Source organism: Amycolatopsis sp. NPDC024027, from assembly GCF_040638975.1.
In the GTDB taxonomy this organism is placed as follows: Bacteria; Actinomycetota; Actinomycetes; order Mycobacteriales; family Pseudonocardiaceae; genus Amycolatopsis.
In genome coordinates, this window is record NZ_JBEZYY010000013.1 from 81,174 (window position 1) to 96,404 (window position 15,231).

The 15,231-nt window shown below is 71.2% G+C and carries 10 protein-coding genes; all 10 read right to left on the reverse strand.

Annotated elements, in window-relative coordinates; genetic code table 11:
* Positions 1 to 9: 9 nt before the first annotated feature.
* On the reverse strand, positions 10 to 2,217 hold the full coding sequence (locus AB0F52_RS29010; protein WP_360177742.1) for an alginate lyase family protein: 2,208 nt from the start codon (positions 2,215 to 2,217) through the stop codon (positions 10 to 12).
* 238 nt (positions 2,218 to 2,455) lie between these two features.
* Positions 2,456 to 4,633, reverse strand: coding sequence for a bi-domain-containing oxidoreductase (locus AB0F52_RS29015; protein ID WP_360177745.1), 2,178 nt, complete (start codon positions 4,631 to 4,633; stop codon positions 2,456 to 2,458).
* The gene (asnB, locus tag AB0F52_RS29020) at positions 4,630 to 6,540 is read right to left on the reverse strand and encodes an asparagine synthase (glutamine-hydrolyzing) (protein ID WP_360177748.1); all 1,911 of its coding nucleotides are present in this window, start codon (positions 6,538 to 6,540) and stop codon (positions 4,630 to 4,632) included. The genes AB0F52_RS29015 and asnB overlap by 4 nt, the downstream gene beginning before the upstream one ends.
* 42 nt (positions 6,541 to 6,582) lie before the next feature.
* The gene (locus tag AB0F52_RS29025; RefSeq protein ID WP_360177751.1) at positions 6,583 to 8,475 is read right to left on the reverse strand and encodes a Wzz/FepE/Etk N-terminal domain-containing protein; all 1,893 of its coding nucleotides are present in this window, start codon (positions 8,473 to 8,475) and stop codon (positions 6,583 to 6,585) included.
* Positions 8,472 to 9,815, reverse strand: a complete 1,344-nt coding sequence (locus AB0F52_RS29030) for an exopolysaccharide biosynthesis protein (protein WP_360177754.1) — start codon at positions 9,813 to 9,815, stop codon at positions 8,472 to 8,474. Before AB0F52_RS29030 ends, AB0F52_RS29025 begins: the two co-directional genes overlap by 4 nt.
* Before the next feature lie 123 nt (positions 9,816 to 9,938).
* Positions 9,939 to 11,120, reverse strand: coding sequence for a glycosyltransferase family 4 protein (locus tag AB0F52_RS29035; RefSeq protein WP_360177757.1), 1,182 nt, complete (start codon positions 11,118 to 11,120; stop codon positions 9,939 to 9,941).
* Complete coding sequence (locus tag AB0F52_RS29040; RefSeq protein WP_360177760.1) at positions 11,110 to 12,426, reverse strand: nucleotide sugar dehydrogenase; 1,317 nt, start codon at positions 12,424 to 12,426, stop codon at positions 11,110 to 11,112. Before AB0F52_RS29040 ends, AB0F52_RS29035 begins: the two co-directional genes overlap by 11 nt.
* 206 nt (positions 12,427 to 12,632) lie before the next feature.
* Positions 12,633 to 13,328 carry a glycoside hydrolase family 75 protein gene (locus tag AB0F52_RS29045; RefSeq protein WP_360177763.1) on the reverse strand — a complete coding sequence of 232 codons (696 nt, stop codon included), beginning with the start codon at positions 13,326 to 13,328 and terminating at the stop codon, positions 12,633 to 12,635.
* Between the two features lie 282 nt (positions 13,329 to 13,610).
* Entirely contained in the window at positions 13,611 to 14,267 is a 657-nt protein-coding gene (locus AB0F52_RS29050; protein ID WP_360177766.1) for a polysaccharide deacetylase family protein, read from the reverse strand.
* Positions 14,268 to 14,348: 81 nt separating this feature from the next.
* Positions 14,349 to 15,194, reverse strand: a complete 846-nt coding sequence (gene ddaH / locus AB0F52_RS29055) for a dimethylargininase (RefSeq protein ID WP_360177769.1) — start codon at positions 15,192 to 15,194, stop codon at positions 14,349 to 14,351.
* Between the last annotated feature and the right edge of the window lie 37 nt (positions 15,195 to 15,231).

Here is a 15,231-nt window from a genome sequence, read left to right on the forward strand (position 1 = left end):
GGGCGGGTCCTAACTGAAGCGGAGCAGGGTGGTGAGGTGACCGGGCGACCCGGAGCCGACAAGGGTGGTGGCGGGTTCCTTCCGCCCGAACCCCGCGGAGTACCAGCCCAACGGGGGCTCGGCAGCACCGCGGTGCACAGTCCAAGAGAGTCCGGCGGGCAGCTCCATGACGGCGGTCCGCACGACACCGGCGAGCGAACCGGAAACCCGCCCGACAAGCGGGTCGGCAACCTGGGAACCGGAACGCCCACCACCGGCAGCAGCGGTACCGCGCTCATTCCCGCCGGTCAGCGAACCGGTCCGACCCTCCCCCTCGACGGGGGCGGTACCGCGCTCGTCCCCGCCACCGGTCAGCGAACCGGTCCGGCCCCCGGCAGCGGCCGAATCGGCCGCACGCCCGCCGCGGACTACCGGGGAAGCGGCACTCCTCCCCTGCCCCGCAAACGAATCGGCCCCTTCCGGGGCGGCCGTCCAGCGGAGGCGGGCCGTGGTGCCGTCGAGCATGACCGTCACCGAGGGGCCGAAGTGGAACGCCAAGCGCGCGGCGCCCGGCGGACCCTCGCCCAGCACCTCGTCGACGATCTTCAGCACCTCGCCGTCCAGCTCGACCGTGCGGCGGTGGACCGCCGGGGCGTAGCCGTCGTGAGCGGCCGACCAGCGTGCCGGGCCGCTGTCCGGGGTGTGGACCTCCAAGACCTTCGTCACCGCGTGGCGGGTCCACAGGAACGGGCCACCCGAAATCGACTGGTCGCGGCCCGCGAGCTCGAGCGTGTTGTGGCCCAGCGTCGACCGGAAGTAGGACCGCCACTGGGGCTCGCCGTGGTAGCAGAACGTGCCCGGGTCGGCCAGGACATCCACTCCGTCGTGGCGGACCTCCAGCGACAGCGCGTCCGCGTGGGCGTGCGCCGCGATCGACAGGAATCCGTGGGGACCTCCGTCGCAGCGGACCCACAGCGGGCCCGACCGCAGGATCGTCATCCCCGCGTCGCGCAGGTGTGCCGGACGGCGGCCGGGGCGGACGCCCGAAGCCCGCGGAGTCCGCGAGACCAACGACGCCAGCAGGGGTGTCCGGACGTCCTCGCCCGGGATCGGCGGCCACCAGTCCAGGCGGCCGAACAGCGCCTCACCCGAACCCAGCAGGGAGGCCCAGCGGTCGGTCGACGCGCCGTCGACGATCAGGCCGAAGCCGTCGTCGGCGTCGCCCTGGCGGGGCGGCCGCAACCGGTTGTCCACTATGGACGCCAAGGTGTCGGTCATGCGGAGCAGGACGTCCCACGTCGAAGCCGGCACCGGTGTGCCCGCGGCGTCGGCCTCGATCGCCGCCGCCAAGCCGAGCTCCAGCACCAAGCCGTGGTACTCGGACGCCAGCTCCGCGTTGAGACCGGACGGGAACGTGTTGCGCCCCAGCTGGACGTCCAGCGAGCGCATCGCCGCGGCGCGCCAGGACGCCGACTCCGGGAACCAGCCGAACGCGCACGCCGCGGCCAGCAGCCCGGCGTCCTCGGCGATCACGTGGTTGTTCGCCGACGAACCGTGGCTGCGCAGCGTCGCGAGCCAGTTCTGGTGGTGCCACAGCTGGAGCTGGAAGTCCGGGTTCTCCTCGAACAGTTCCGCGGCGCCCGGCCAGCCGTCGAGCAGGCGGCGCGTCCAGACCCACGACAGGAGCCGGATGCCCAGCTCGATGCCGCTCACCCAGTGCGGCCCCCGCAACGGCGGATTCGCCGCCCACCACGACCGCAGGTGTTCCGCCACGCGCGCGGCGTACGCCGGAGAACCGGTCAGGGCGTACGCCGCGGCCAGCACGGTGAGGTGCTGGTGGCGCGACGGCTCCCAGATCTGCTTGATGTCGCCGACCGTGTCCTCCGACCGGTACGGCACGTCGAACGCGTACACGTCCGAGGGCGCGCGGCGCCCGGTCTTCGGGTCGAGGAACCAGTCGGGCGCCTCGAAATCCGTGCGCTCCACGCCGAAGTACTCCGCACGGCCCGCCATCAGCTCGTCGGCCGTGGCGAGCAGCCGCTTGACCGCCTCGCCGGAGACCTTGCCCAGCACCCCGGCGGGCAGCGCCGCGGTGAAGCGCGGGTGCGCAGGCCAGTCCGGCGGCGTCGGCAGCGCGGACCGCCACTGCCGCTGGACGACGGCGTGCCGCGCGCGGCCGGCGACCTCCGCCAGGCCCATCCGGGACAGCCGGCGCAGGTACCAGCCGGGACCCATCATGGGCGGGCACCTGCCTTCGGCAGCAACGCGGGCCGGATCGGCGCAACGCTCGGCATGCCCGGGCGCGGCGGCCTCAACCGAATCGGCGCCAGACTCTGCACGCCCGAGCACGGCGGCCCCAACCGAATCGGTGCCATGCTCCGCTTGCCCGAGCGCGGCGGCAGCAACGCGGGCCGTTTCGGCGCCACGCTTTGCACGCCCGGGCGCGGCGGGCTCAACCGGATCGGCGCGTGGCTCGTCATGCCGGGGCACCCGCCTTTCGCGGCAGCTCGATCCGCACCGGCGCCGCGTTCGCGACGCTCGTCTGCGCGGCCAAAGTCGCCAGTGTCGTCGCGGCCAGGGAAGCGATCGAGATCGGCATCGGCGAGCCCGTCCGCACCGCCGACAGGAACGCGTCGACCTCGGCGGCCTGGCCCTTGTCGCGGCCCTTCGGGATGCGGGAGCTGGCCCACTTCTTCCGCGAGTACACCGACGCGCGGACGAAGTCGTCGAACTTGAGGACCTTGCCGTCGGCGACGATGTCCAGGGTCTCCTTGGGGAAGCCCGACGCGCCGGTCTCGGCGTAGGTGATCACCGCCGTCGAGCCGTCGGCGTAGCCGAGGGTCACCTGGAGGTCTCCGGTGGCGTACACCGTCACCGGGTCGGCGTCGAGGAGCCAGCTCACCGTGTCGATGAAATGCCCGCCCTCGCCGGCGAAGCGGGAACCTTCCGAATCCGTCTGGTTGTACCAGCTGCCGTGGTCGAGGCGGCCGGCGTTGACCAGGTACCGCACGCTCGCCGGGCCGACGCGCGGGCCGAACTGCTCGCGGGCCTCGTGCAGCAGGGGCGCGAACCGGCGGTTGAAGCCGACCTGCAGGCGGTCGTTGCCGGACTCCTCGATCGCGTCCAGGACCGTCTGCAGCTCCGAAGCCGACAGCGCCAGGGGCTTCTCGACGAACACCGCCTTGCCCGCCAGCAACGCCTGGCGGGTCAGCTCGGCGTGCGAGCTGTGCCGCGTCACCACGAACACCGCGTCGATCGACGAGTCGCCGAGGACGTTGTCGATGTCGGTCGACGCCGCCGCGAAGCCGAACTTGCGCCGCGCGTTGGCGCCGGACAGCGCCGACGTCGTCGCGACGTGCTCGAGCTGCACGTCGTCGCGCTCGACCAGGTGCGGCAGCAGCATCGAGGACGCGTAGTTGCCGGCGCCGATGAAGCCCAGCCGTACCGGCTGCCCCGCCGGCAGCGCGGAGGGCGAAGACGAAACCAGCCCGACCCGCGCGGACGTGACCACGGGCTCCGTCCGAGCGACCGCGTCCGGGTAGCGGAACAGCACCGCGACCGCCTTCAGCGATCCCTCGTTCAGCGACTGGTACGTCTCGACCGCGGAAGAAAAGTCCGACACGTGCGTGATCAGCGGCTCGACGTCGAGGCGGTCACGCGCGATCAGGTCGAGGACGCACTCCAGGTTGCGGCGCTCGGTCCAGCGGACCTGGCCGATCGGGTAGTCGCGGCCTTCGAGCTCGTACGACGGGTCGTAGCGGCCCGGCCCGTAGGAGCGCGAGAACCGGACGTCCAGTTCCTTCTCGTAGTAGGCGTTCCACGGCAGGTCGAGCTTGCACTTGCCGATGTCGATCACGCGGCCGCGGTCGCGCGAGAGCTTCGCGGCCAGCTCCACCGGGTCGTTCGTGTTGCCGCCGGCGGCGAGGTAGGTCTGGTCGACGCCCGCGCCGTGCGTCAGCTCGGCCACGGCCGTGTCCACGATGCCGGACGCCGGGTGCGCGCAGGTCAGCGCGCCGAGGCTCTCGGCCAGCTTGCAGCGCTCCGGGTCGGGGTCGACGCCGACGACGCGCACGCCGGACGACGCCAGCAGCTGCACGACCAGCTGGCCGATCAGGCCGAGGCCGATGACCAGGGCGACCTCGCCGATCTGCGGCTCGCCGCGGCGCACACCCTGCATGGCGATCGAGCCAACGGTGCCGAACGCGGCGTGCCGCGGGTCGACGCCGTCGGGCACGCGCGAGTAGAGGTTCTTGGGCACCCAGTTCAGCTCGGAGTGCAGGGCGTGCTCGTTGCCCGCGCAGGCCACCAGGTCGCCGACCGAGACGTCGGTGATGCCGTCGCCGACCTGCTCGACGATGCCGCACAGCGAGTAGCCGAGCGGGGTGTAGGAGTCCAGTTTGGACGTCACCTTGCGGTAGGTCGCCGAAAGGCCGTTGGTGGCCACGCTCTGCATGACCTTCGCGACCTGGTCCGGGCGGGCCTTCGCCTTGCCCACCAGGGACAGGCTGGCCTCGGACACCTTCATCATCTCGGTGCCGGTCGAGATCAGCGAGTACACCGTCCGCACCAGCACGCCACCCGGCTTGCAGGCGGGCTCGGGGACCTCGAGGAGCGCCAGTTCCCCGCTCTTGTAGTTCTGGACTACCTGCTTCACTTCGCTCCCGCTCCAGACATCGCGTTCCGGTACCAATACTCAAGAGTCAAGACGTGCCAGAGGTGCTTGCCGCGGTCCTCCTGGCCGGCGGCGTCCTCGGCGACCATGCGCTGCAGCGCCTCGCGCTGCAGGAAGCCGGATTGGACGAGCACCCCTTCGTTGACGACTTCGCGCACCAGCGGCGCCAGGTCGCGGCTCATCCAGGCCCGCAGCGGCGCGCTGAACAGGCCCTTCGGCCGGTGCACGATCTCGCTCGGCAGGATGTTCAGCGCCGCGTTCTTCAGCGCCACCTTGCCGGCGCGGCCGACGATCTTCTTGTTCCCCGGGATCTTGAAGGCGGCCCGCACGACCTCGACGTCGACGAACGGCGTCCGCACCTCGGTGGACGCCGCCATGGTCGACCGGTCGGTGTAGGCCAGGTTCAGCCCCGGCAGGAACATCCGCGAGTCGGCCAGGCACATCCGGTTGACGAAGTCGTCCAAAGCCTGGTCGTTGTAGGTGTCGGCGTGCTCGGTCAGGACGTCGTCGACCAGCGGGGCGAAGTCCGGGTTCAGCAGCGAAACCAGCTCCGCGCGGTCGTACATCGTGTAGCTGCGCCGGAACGCCGTCTCCTCGGGCAGGCCCGCGAAGGACAGGAACCGCTTGGCGAACCGCACCGACCGGTAGCCGCGCTTGGCCGACGCCACCGGCAGGCGGTCCACAAGGGACTCGACTGGACGCCGGACCGCGCCCGGCACCTTGTGGTAGCGCAGCGCGATCAGGTTCGCGAGGTGCTTGCGGTACCCCGCGAACAGCTCGTCGGCGCCCATCCCGGACAACATGACCTTGACGCCGGCCTCGCGCGCGGCCGAGCAGATCAGGAACGAGTTGATCGCCGCCGGGTCGCCGATCGGCTCGTCGAGGTGGTAGGTCATCTTCGGCAGCAGGTCGAGCACCTGCGGCGCGATTTCGATCTCGTGCAGGTCGACGCCGAACTGCTGCGCGACGATCCGGGCGTACTTGAGGTCGTCCGGCATGGCCTCGAACTTGGCGTCCTCGGCCCGGAACCCGATGGTGTAGGCGGAGATCCCGGGCTGCGACCGCGCGGCCAGCGCCGTCAGGTAGCTGGAGTCCAGGCCGCCCGAGAGGAACGTCGCCACCGGGACGTCCGAGAGCAGGTGCTTGGCCGTCGACTCGGCGATCACGGCGTGCAGGTCGACCTCGCCGTCGAAAGCCGCACCCTCCTCGGCGACCTCCCGCAGCGACCAGAACCGGCCGCGGTCGACCTGGCCGTCGGGGCGGCAACGCAGCCACGTGCCCGGCTGCAGCTTCTCCGCCCCCTGGTAGGCGCACCGGCTGTCCGGCACCCAGTAGTAGAGCATCGACGCGATCAGCGCCGCGTTGTCGATCCGCAGGGACCCGCCCAGCTCTCCGGCCAGCGCCTTCAGCTCGGAGGCGAAGGCGACCCCGCCGTTCCGCTGGACGAAGAACAGCGGCTTGATGCCCAGCTGGTCGCGGACCAGGAACAGCTCGCCGGTGCCCTCTTCGAACAGCGCGAAGGCGAACATCCCGCGCAGCTTGGGCAGGCAGTCCGTGCCCCAGCGCCGCCACGCCTGCAGCAGCACCTCGGTGTCGGACGTCCCGCGGAAGCGCACACCGGCCGCGGCAAGCTCGGCCCGCAGCTCAGGCGCGTTGTACAGCTCGCCGTTGTAGCTCAGCGCGAGCCCGTCCAGGACCATCGGCTGGGCGCCGGTCTCGGACAGGTCGATGATCGAGAGCCGCCGGTGTCCCAAGTGGACTTCACCGGGGCCGGCGCGGTGCTCGTAGCGGCCGGAGCCGTCCGGACCGCGGTGGGCCAGCGTCTTGGTCAGCCGGTCGGTGAGCGGCCCGCCGTCCGGCCAGAGGTAGGTGCCTGCGATGCCGCACATCTCGGGTGCGTTCCCCTTCGGTCGCGGCGCGGGTCAGGAGACTCACGCACTCTTTTCGGGGGTCTGGGTGGCGGAGCCCCCGGCCCGGGGCAAAGCCCCGGTTGTCACAGCACTCTTTTCGGGGGTCTGGGTGGCGGAGCCCCCGGCCCGGGGCAAAGCCCCGGTTGTCACAGTGCTCTTTTCGGGTTCGAGGTCGGCGTCGAGTTCGCCCTGGTGGGTCGGTTCGCCGTGGTCGCGCTTGAACGGCGTCGGCCGCTTCGGGGGCTTGACCGGGGCGAATTTCTTCGTCGGCGCGTTCAGGTGGTCCGGAACGCTCACGCTGCCGGGCGGTGGCAGCGGCGAGGCCGGTGGCCTCGGGGTGGCCAGTGCCGGTGGGAGCACCTGCCGGACCGGGGTGAACCGGCGCGTCGGCTGCTCGGTCGTGGCGACGCGCTCGGCGACGCGGGCGACCAGCTCGTCCAGGCGGTCTTCGCGCTCGGCCGGGGCGGCTTGCACCGCGGCGGACGGACGGCCACGGCCGCGCAGGGCCGTGTGCAGGCCGTCCCACAGCGTGCCGTCGGACTTGTCGCGCGGGTCCGGGTCGACCAGCACGATGCCGATGATCGGGATCTCCTGGTCGGCCAGCTGCCGCGCGACCGTGTGCAGCCACAGCGTGTTCGCGTGCCCGGCCTTCACGACCAGCACGGTCTCCTTGCCGAGGTGCTCCAGGTCGGTCCACGCCGTGCCCGGCGAAACCGTGCCGATGCCGACGCGGCGCTCCTCCGGCGTGCCGGCCGGGTCGCCGGCGCCGACCACGGAGACGTCGCTCTTGGTCTCCTGCCCGAGCTTGCGGACGTCCTCGCCCGGCAGGTCGTCGACGACGCTCGCGGCGCCCTCGGCGGCCAGCTCCGCGGCGATGTCCAGGCCGAGCGCGGCGGCGACCTCCGGGGCGCCGAGCTCCAGCAGCGACACCCCGCGCGGCTCCTGCTTGATCAAGCGGACCAGCGTCGTGGCGACGCGCTCGCGTTCGGAGACCGCGCGCGAGCGCCGCCACAGCCGTGCGGGCCCGCGCAGCTTCGACGGCAGCTGCGCGACCACGGACGCACCGAGGTGCGTCGAGATTTCGCGGCGCAGCACCGGCCGGTCGCGCGAGACCGCGCCGACGGCGACGAGCGCGAGCCCGATGGCCAGGCCGAGGGCGAACCCGATGCCGGCGTTGGTCGCGGTGGTCTTGAGGAACGCCTTGGGCAGCGCGCGAGCCGCGTCGACGATCTGGGTGCCCGCGGTGACCTGCGGGCTGCCGATGCCGGCCTGCTGGGCGCGCGAGGTGAAGTCCGTGATCTGCGCGGTGAGCGCGGCCCGGCGGCTGTAGAGGTTTTCGAGGGCGGGCTGGCTGGCCTGGCGGCCCTTGCCCTCCTCGGCGACGATCTGCTGCTCGACCCTGCTCAGCTCGTCCTGGGCGTTCTTGCGCTGGTCGAGGATGGCCTGCGACTGGGCGGCCGCGGCCGCCTGGCTGCGCTTGACGTGGTCGGCGATGAACGTCTCGGCCAGCGCCTGGGCCCGCGCCACGGCCTCTTGGTTGCTCTTGGCCTTGACGGTGATCTGCAGGACGTTGTTGGTCAGCCCGAGCCCCGCGTAGTTCTTCATGAAGTCTTCGGGCGAATCGGTGCTGCCCAGCTTCTTCAGCGCGCCTTCGGCGATCGGGGCCGTCTGCAGCACGGCGACGTCGGTGCGCATCAGCGTGCCGCTGTCGGTCGGTGAGTCGTCCTGGTGGACCACGATGACCTTGGCGACCGCGGTCGGCGGCGCGGGCAGCACGAAGGCCAGCGCCGCGCCGGCGATGAGCCCGAGCAGCGCGGTGGCCAGCCAGACCCGCTTGCGGCGGCGGATCGCGACGAACAACCGCTGCAGGTCGACGAGCGGGGCGGCCTGGGCCTGCGAGGGAGGAGTCGTCACGCCGAACCTGCCAGGGCTTTCTCGGGGGCTTCCGCCGCGGGTCCGGTTTTCTCCGGCTCGAGCGGCCGGACGGCGTGGGTCAGGACGGCGCCGACGATCTCCTGGCCGCCGTCGGCGCAGGCCTCGGCGAGCTGGACGAGCTGCCACGCGGTGCGCGTGCCGGCGCCGAGCACGACCAGGACCCCCGAGCTCGCCGTGGCGTCCGGCACCGTCGGCCGGTCGGGCGAGAACTCGAAGACCCGCAGCGGCACCGACAGCCGGTCGGCCAGCTCGGCGAGCTGCGCGGCGGCCAGGCGGCCGGTCTCGTCGTCGTCGGCCACCAGCAGCAGGACGTCGGCGGGGCCGGTGGCCAGCCGGGCCAGCACCCGGCGGTAGCGGATGTCGCGGTTGACCTCGTCGGCCGAGGTGGCGACCGGCGGCAGCACCCACGGCCGGTCCCCACCGAGCAGGTGGCGCACCTTGCCGAGGACGCCGGTGGCCGGGGCGCGCTCGCCCGGCGGGGTGGTGACGTCGACGCCGGCGAGGATCGGCGCGCCGAGCGCGGACGCGATCTCCGGCTCGCCCCGCAGGCGCCGGTCGGTGCGGGCGGTGAACAGGTGGCCGAACACGCCGACGAGGAAGAACAGCACCGCGCCCCCGGCGACGAACTGCGTCATCGTCGGGGCCGCCGGCGACGTCGGACGCTGGGACGGCCCGAGCACCACGGTGTTGCCGACGCCGGTCGCCAGGTCGGCCTGGTTCAGGTCGTTGATCGCCTGCTCCAGCGACGTCTTCAGGCCCTCGAGCTGGGTGCGGACCTGCACGCTCTCCACGGTCAGGCCGCCACCGACGGTCTTGGCCAGGTCGCTGATCTTGTCGGTGGTCAGCTTGACCTGCTGGCGCAGCGACTCGCGCTGCTCCTGGGCGAGCTGCACCGAAGCGTCGGCGGAGTTGCTCGCCAGCTGCGTGGAGTACTTGACGTACTGCTGCGCGACCTGGTCGGCGAGCTGCTGGGCGTGCTCGGCGGTGTCGGCGGAGACGGTGATCGTCACGACGTTGCTCTGCGCCACCGACGCGCTGACCTGCTTCTTCAGGTCGATGCCGCTGGGCCGCCACGGCAGCACCGCGGCCGCCCGGTCGAGGACGACCGAAGCCGTCGCGATCTCGGCCTGGGTCAGCAGCTCGTCGGCCTGGCGCGGGCCCTGGAGCAACACGCCCGAGGTCGTCTTGTAGCCGGGCGAGAACAGGATCGACGCTCCGGCGCCGACCAGCGCGCCCAGGACGGCGAGGGCGGCCAGCAGCCGCCACCGTCGTCTCAGGACCTGCCCGACCAGGGCCAGGCGCACCGTGTCGTCAGTCAACGGCAGATCTCCATTCCTGAGACGGGTACGCCGAACGGGTTCAGTGGATCGGCCGGTTACCCCAACCGTCGTCGGACCGGGAGCTTTGGTTACACGTTCGGTGGGTTCTTGACCGGAAGGCGATCAAGACTTCACAGCGTGCTCATATGCGGCGAGCAAGTTCTTCGCCGAGTTCGCCCACGAGAGCGGACCGGCCACCCGGGCCTGGCCGAGCTTGCCCATCCGGATCCGCTCCTCCGGGTCGTCGAGCAGCCGGGACACCAGCGCCGCGAACTCCGTCTCGTCGTTCGCCGGGGCGTAGACGGCCGCGTCCCCCGCGGACACCCGCGCCTCCCGCAGCTCGAACGAGACGATCGGCTTGCTCATCGCCATGTACTCCATGACCTTGTTCATCGTGGAGACGTCGTTGAGCGGGTTCAGCGGGTCCGGCGACAGGCAGACGTCGGCGGTGGACAGGTAGCGGACCAGGTCCTCGTCGGAGATCCGGCCGGTGAACTCGACCTGGTTGGCCAGCCCGAGCTTCGCCGACAAGGCGACCATGTCGTCGAACGCGTCGCCCGAGCCGACGAACACCGCGTGCCAGTCGGTGCGCCCGACGTCGTCACGCAGCTTCGCCAGCGCGCGCAGGGCGTAGTCGACGCCGTCCTGCGGACCCATCACACCCAGGTAGGCGAGCAGGTACGGCTTGCCCTTCTTCAGCTCGGGCTCGGCCGGCACCTCGTGGAACCGCTCGACGACCGGGGCGCTGCGCACCACGAAGACGTCCTCGGGCTTCTTGCCGCCGCGGATCCGGGCGACCTGCTTGTAGCTCTCGTTCGTCGAGATCACGACGTCGGCGGCGCGGTAGGTGGCGCGTTCGAGCGCGCAGACACCGCGGTAGAGGAGGTCCTGCCCGCGGTCGAACCGCGAAAGGTACAGCTCCGGGCACAGGTCGTGCTGGTCGAAGACGAACTTCGCGCCGTGGCGCTTCAGGTACTTCGCGACCAGGTAGAGCAGGTCCGGCGGGTTGCAGGCGTGCACGACGTCGACCGGCCCGACCTTGCGGGCCAGCCGCAGCGTGTGCCACAGCGCGCTGCCGTACTCCTGCAGGTAGCCGGCGGGCCCGCCGGTCGCCGCCTTCAGCGGGTACCGGTAGATGTGGACGCCGTCGACGACGGCTTCGGCTTCGGTGTCGCGTTTCGTGCCCTGCGGGCAGATCACGTGGACTTCCCACCCGGCGTCGCGCAGGGTCGTGGCCTCCTGCCAGACCCGCCGGTCGAACGGGACGGAGAGGTTTTCGACGAGGATGAGCGCTTTACCAGGCAAGGCCGGCGTATCCCTCTTCAAGGCGACGCGTCGCGGCGTCGGGCAGGCGGACGAGGTCGATGAGCGCCCGGTCGCCACTGTGCGGCAGGGCCGCCAGCACGTCCGGGTCCTTGGTGCCGACGAGCAGGACTTCGGCGTGGTCCATGACTTCTTCGACGGTCCCGGCGAGCAGCTGGCCGAGGTGCGGCAGCCGGCCCTCGATGTACTCGCGGTTGGCGCCCATCAGCCGCGAGAGGCTGACGTTGGCGTCGTGGATCTTCAGGTCGTACCCCTTGCCGAGCAGCTTCTCGGCCAGCTCGACCAGCGGCGACTCGCGCAGGTCGTCGGTGCCCGGCTTGAACGACAGCCCGAACAGCCCGACCTTGCGCTTGCCGGTGCGGGCGACCAGGTCGAAGGCCCGCTGCAGGTGCTCGGCGTTCGACGCGAGCACGTGCGACAGGATCGGCACGCTGACGTCGGCGCGGTGCGCGGCGTAGACGAGCCCGCGCAGGTCCTTCGGCAGGCACGAGCCGCCGAAGGCGAACCCGGGCTTGAGGTAGGCGGGGCTGATGTTGAGCTTGGTGTCGGCGAGGAAGACGTCGATCACCTGGTGCGAGTCGAGGCCGAGCGCCCGGCAGATCGACCCGAGCTCGTTCGCGAAGCCGATCTTCAGGCCGTGGAAGGAGTTGTCGGCGTACTTCGTCATTTCCGCGACCGGGATCGGCACCCGGAAAACGGGGCCGGGCAGGCCTTCGTACAACGCCGCGACGGCGTCGCCGCTGGCCTCGTCGATCTCGCCGATCACCGTCTTCGGCGGGTCGAAGAAGTCGCGGACGCTGGTGCCCTCGCGCAGGAACTCCGGGTTCACCGCGACGCCGAAGTCGGCCCCGGCCGTGCGGCCCGAAGCCTTCTCCAGGATCGGGACCAGCAGGTCGAGGCAGGTGCCGGGCAGCATCGTGCTGCGGAAGACGACCGTGTGGCGCTCGGCCTTCCCGGCGATCGCCTCGCCGATCTCCTCGGCCACGCGCTCCAGGTAGACCGTGGAAAGACTGCCGTTCGGCGCCGACGGCGTACCGACGCAGACCAGCGAGATCTCGCTGTCGGCGACGGCTTCGGCGACGTCGGTCGTGGCTCTCAGCGCGCCGCTCGCGACGACCTCGGCGGTCAGCTCGCCGATCCGCTCCTCGACCACCGGGGCGTTGCCCTGCGTGATGAGGTCGATCTTCACCGGGTTGACGTCCACGCCGACCACCCGGTGTCCCTGCCCCGCCAGGCACGCGGCGGAGACACAGCCGACGTAACCGAGCCCGAAGACACTGATCTTCACGCCAAAACCTCCGCTATTCCGCGCGACCCTCAAGTTGGTCGGCGGGCGCCCCTGGATCGTTACCACGAGGGCGGCGAACGGGGGACGGCGTGAGACCACGGTGAGACGCAAGGGATTCAAGTGAGAATCGCGTCTCGATCCGGTACGCGGACCGGCGGCGGACCGTGGCCGGGAACCACGATTCGCCGCCGGGCGGAAAATAGGTGTCAGTTGTTGTTCACGAAGGTGGTGGCCAGGCTCTGGCCCTTGCTCACCGCGTTGGAGTGGTTCTCGATCGGCGAGACGGTCGAGTTCTTGAAGCAGATGTACGTGACGCCGGAGTCGGTGCCGCCGTTGGACGGGTCCGGGTTGATGCCGAGGTCCTTCGCCGTCGCGTAGGACGCTTCGCCGATGATCTGCGACGGGCCGGTGTCCCCGATGACGGCGTACTCGACCTTGCCGTTGTAGATCACCGCGCAGGAGCCGCCGCCCTTGAGGCCGGAGGAGGAGTACTTCCAGATGCTGCTGGAGCTCGGCACGACGATGTAGGGCAGCTTCGCGGCGTTGAGCGGCTTGCCGTCGGACTGGTGGAACGCCGTGTCGTCCTGGTAGCAGCAGTCGGTGTTCTCGTTGCACTGCGAGCTGCGCTGGCCGTCGCAGTCGATGTCCATGTCGGCTTTCCAGAAGACCGCGCCGTTGGCGTCGCAGATCGCGACCGTCTTGCCCGAAACGTCTTCGTCGGTCTTGTACTTGCCGTTCGAGACCTGCTTGCAGCCGGAGGTCTTGGCGAGCAGCTGGGCCGCGGTGGGGGCGGCTTCGGCGGTGGCCGGCTGAGCGGCCGGGGCCGGCGACGCCGACGCGAGGGCCGACGGCATCACGGCCGACGCCAGCGCGAGGGTCGCGAGCAGGATCAGTTTCCGCATTCCTGGGGCTCCCTTTAGTTAGGAAACTTTCCTTACGGCGGCGGGGCATCAGGATGCACCCGGGCGCGGCGGCGTTCAAGACCTCCGGGTCCGGGAATTTCCCATCAGATGGCCGGAGTTGACGAAAACGCTGCTCACCGGTCCGGAACCCGCCGGAACCGGTTCTGGCGGTGTCCCGGTCGCCGGGACGGCGCCGGCCGGACCGGATCCGGCGAATGCGGCCTGACGGACCGCGCTCCGACGGAGAGCGCCGAACGAGGCGGTTCGCGACTGCGAGGTGCCCTAGCGGAGAGCGCGGCGGAACAAGCGGTTCGCCCAGTGGGCGGCCCGGCGGGACCCGGCGAGCACGCCGTCGAGCCAGTCGCCGTCGAGGTCGTGCGGGAGCTCGGTGCGTGCCTGCAGCCAGCCGTCGCGGTGGGCCGCCCCGCCGTCGCTCGAGTAGACGCGGGTGGCGCCCGCCTGCCGCAGCCGCGCGAGCACGCGCCGGTCGTAGGCGCCGAACGGCAGCGAATACCGCCGCACCGGCCGGCCGCACAGGTCGCCGAGCAGCTTCGGTGCGTCCTTCAGCTCGCGGTCGGCGTGCCGGTCGTCGAGCCGCCGCCAGTCCCGGGGTTCCCAGCCGTGCGAGCCGATCTCCATCCCGGCGCGCGTGAGCTCGCGCAGCCCGTCGCGATCGAGGTAGCCGCGCTGCCCGAGCCGGCCGGCGAGGGGGAAGAACTCCGCCGTCAGCCCGCGGTCGGCCAGCCGCGGCAGCACGATCTCGACGTCGGATTCGTTGCCGTCGTCGAAGGTGAGGCGGACGTCTTCGCGCTCCGCGGCGACGTCGAGGACGCGTTCGAACTGCTCCACGGTCAGCCAGCGCTCGTCTTCCCCGGGGTCGAGCTGGCGCGCCGGCCGGCCCACCCCGTGCACGGCGAGGATCACCGTCACCACTCTCACCGCCTGCCACCGCGAGTAGTCGATTTGTTACTTCGATTAATCGCGATGGCAAACGGGGGAGTTACACTTTTTTGCCGTCAATTAGCCTTTGCGGATCTCCAGCGTGCAGCACTTCGGGCCGCCGCCGGCTTTCCGCAGCTCAGAGATGTCGACGTAGACCGGTTCGTACCCCCGAGCCGACAGAAGTTCACCCAATCGGGTGGCCTCCACCGGGAGGACGACATTGCGGCCGTCGGAGACGCCGTTGAGGCCGAAACACTCCGCGTCTTCCTTGGTGGCGAGCACCGCGTCCGGGAACACCCGCTCCAGCACGCGGCGCGAGCCGGCGGAGAAGGCCTCGGGGTGGTAGACGATCTGCGCACGGGTCGAGTCCGTCGCCTCGGCCAGCACGAACAGCGCGGTGTCGAGGTGGTAGTAGCGCGGGTCGACCAGCTGCAGCGAGACGACCGGGACGCCGAGGACCTCCTGCGCCTCGGCGTGCGCGGCCGGGTCGGTGCGGAAGCCGGTGCCGGCGAGCAGCAGGGCGCCGGTCCAGGCGAAGTCGCCTTCGGCCTCGTTGATCTTCTCCGGCATGGTGATGTCGCGGTAGCCGTGTTCGACGAACCAGCGGCGGAAGTGCTCGGCCTCGGCGGCGCGCTGCGGAGCACGGAACCGCGAGCCGAGCACCCGGCCGTCGACGACGGTGCCGGAGTTGGCGGCGAAGACCATGTCGGGCAGGCCGGGCTGGGGCTCGATCTCCTCGACGGTGTGGCCGAGGCGGCGGTAGGTGTCGCGCAGCTCGGTCCACTGCGCGACGGCGACGTCGGCGCTGACCGGCTGGGTCGGGTCCATCCAGGGGTTGATCACGTAGTCCACCGCGAAGAAGCGCGGCGGGCACATCAGGTATCGGCGGGTGGTCGGTACGCGGGTGGCCAGTGATCCCTGCATGATTGCAGGGTAAGGCGCGCCTAATATCGCAATCAAT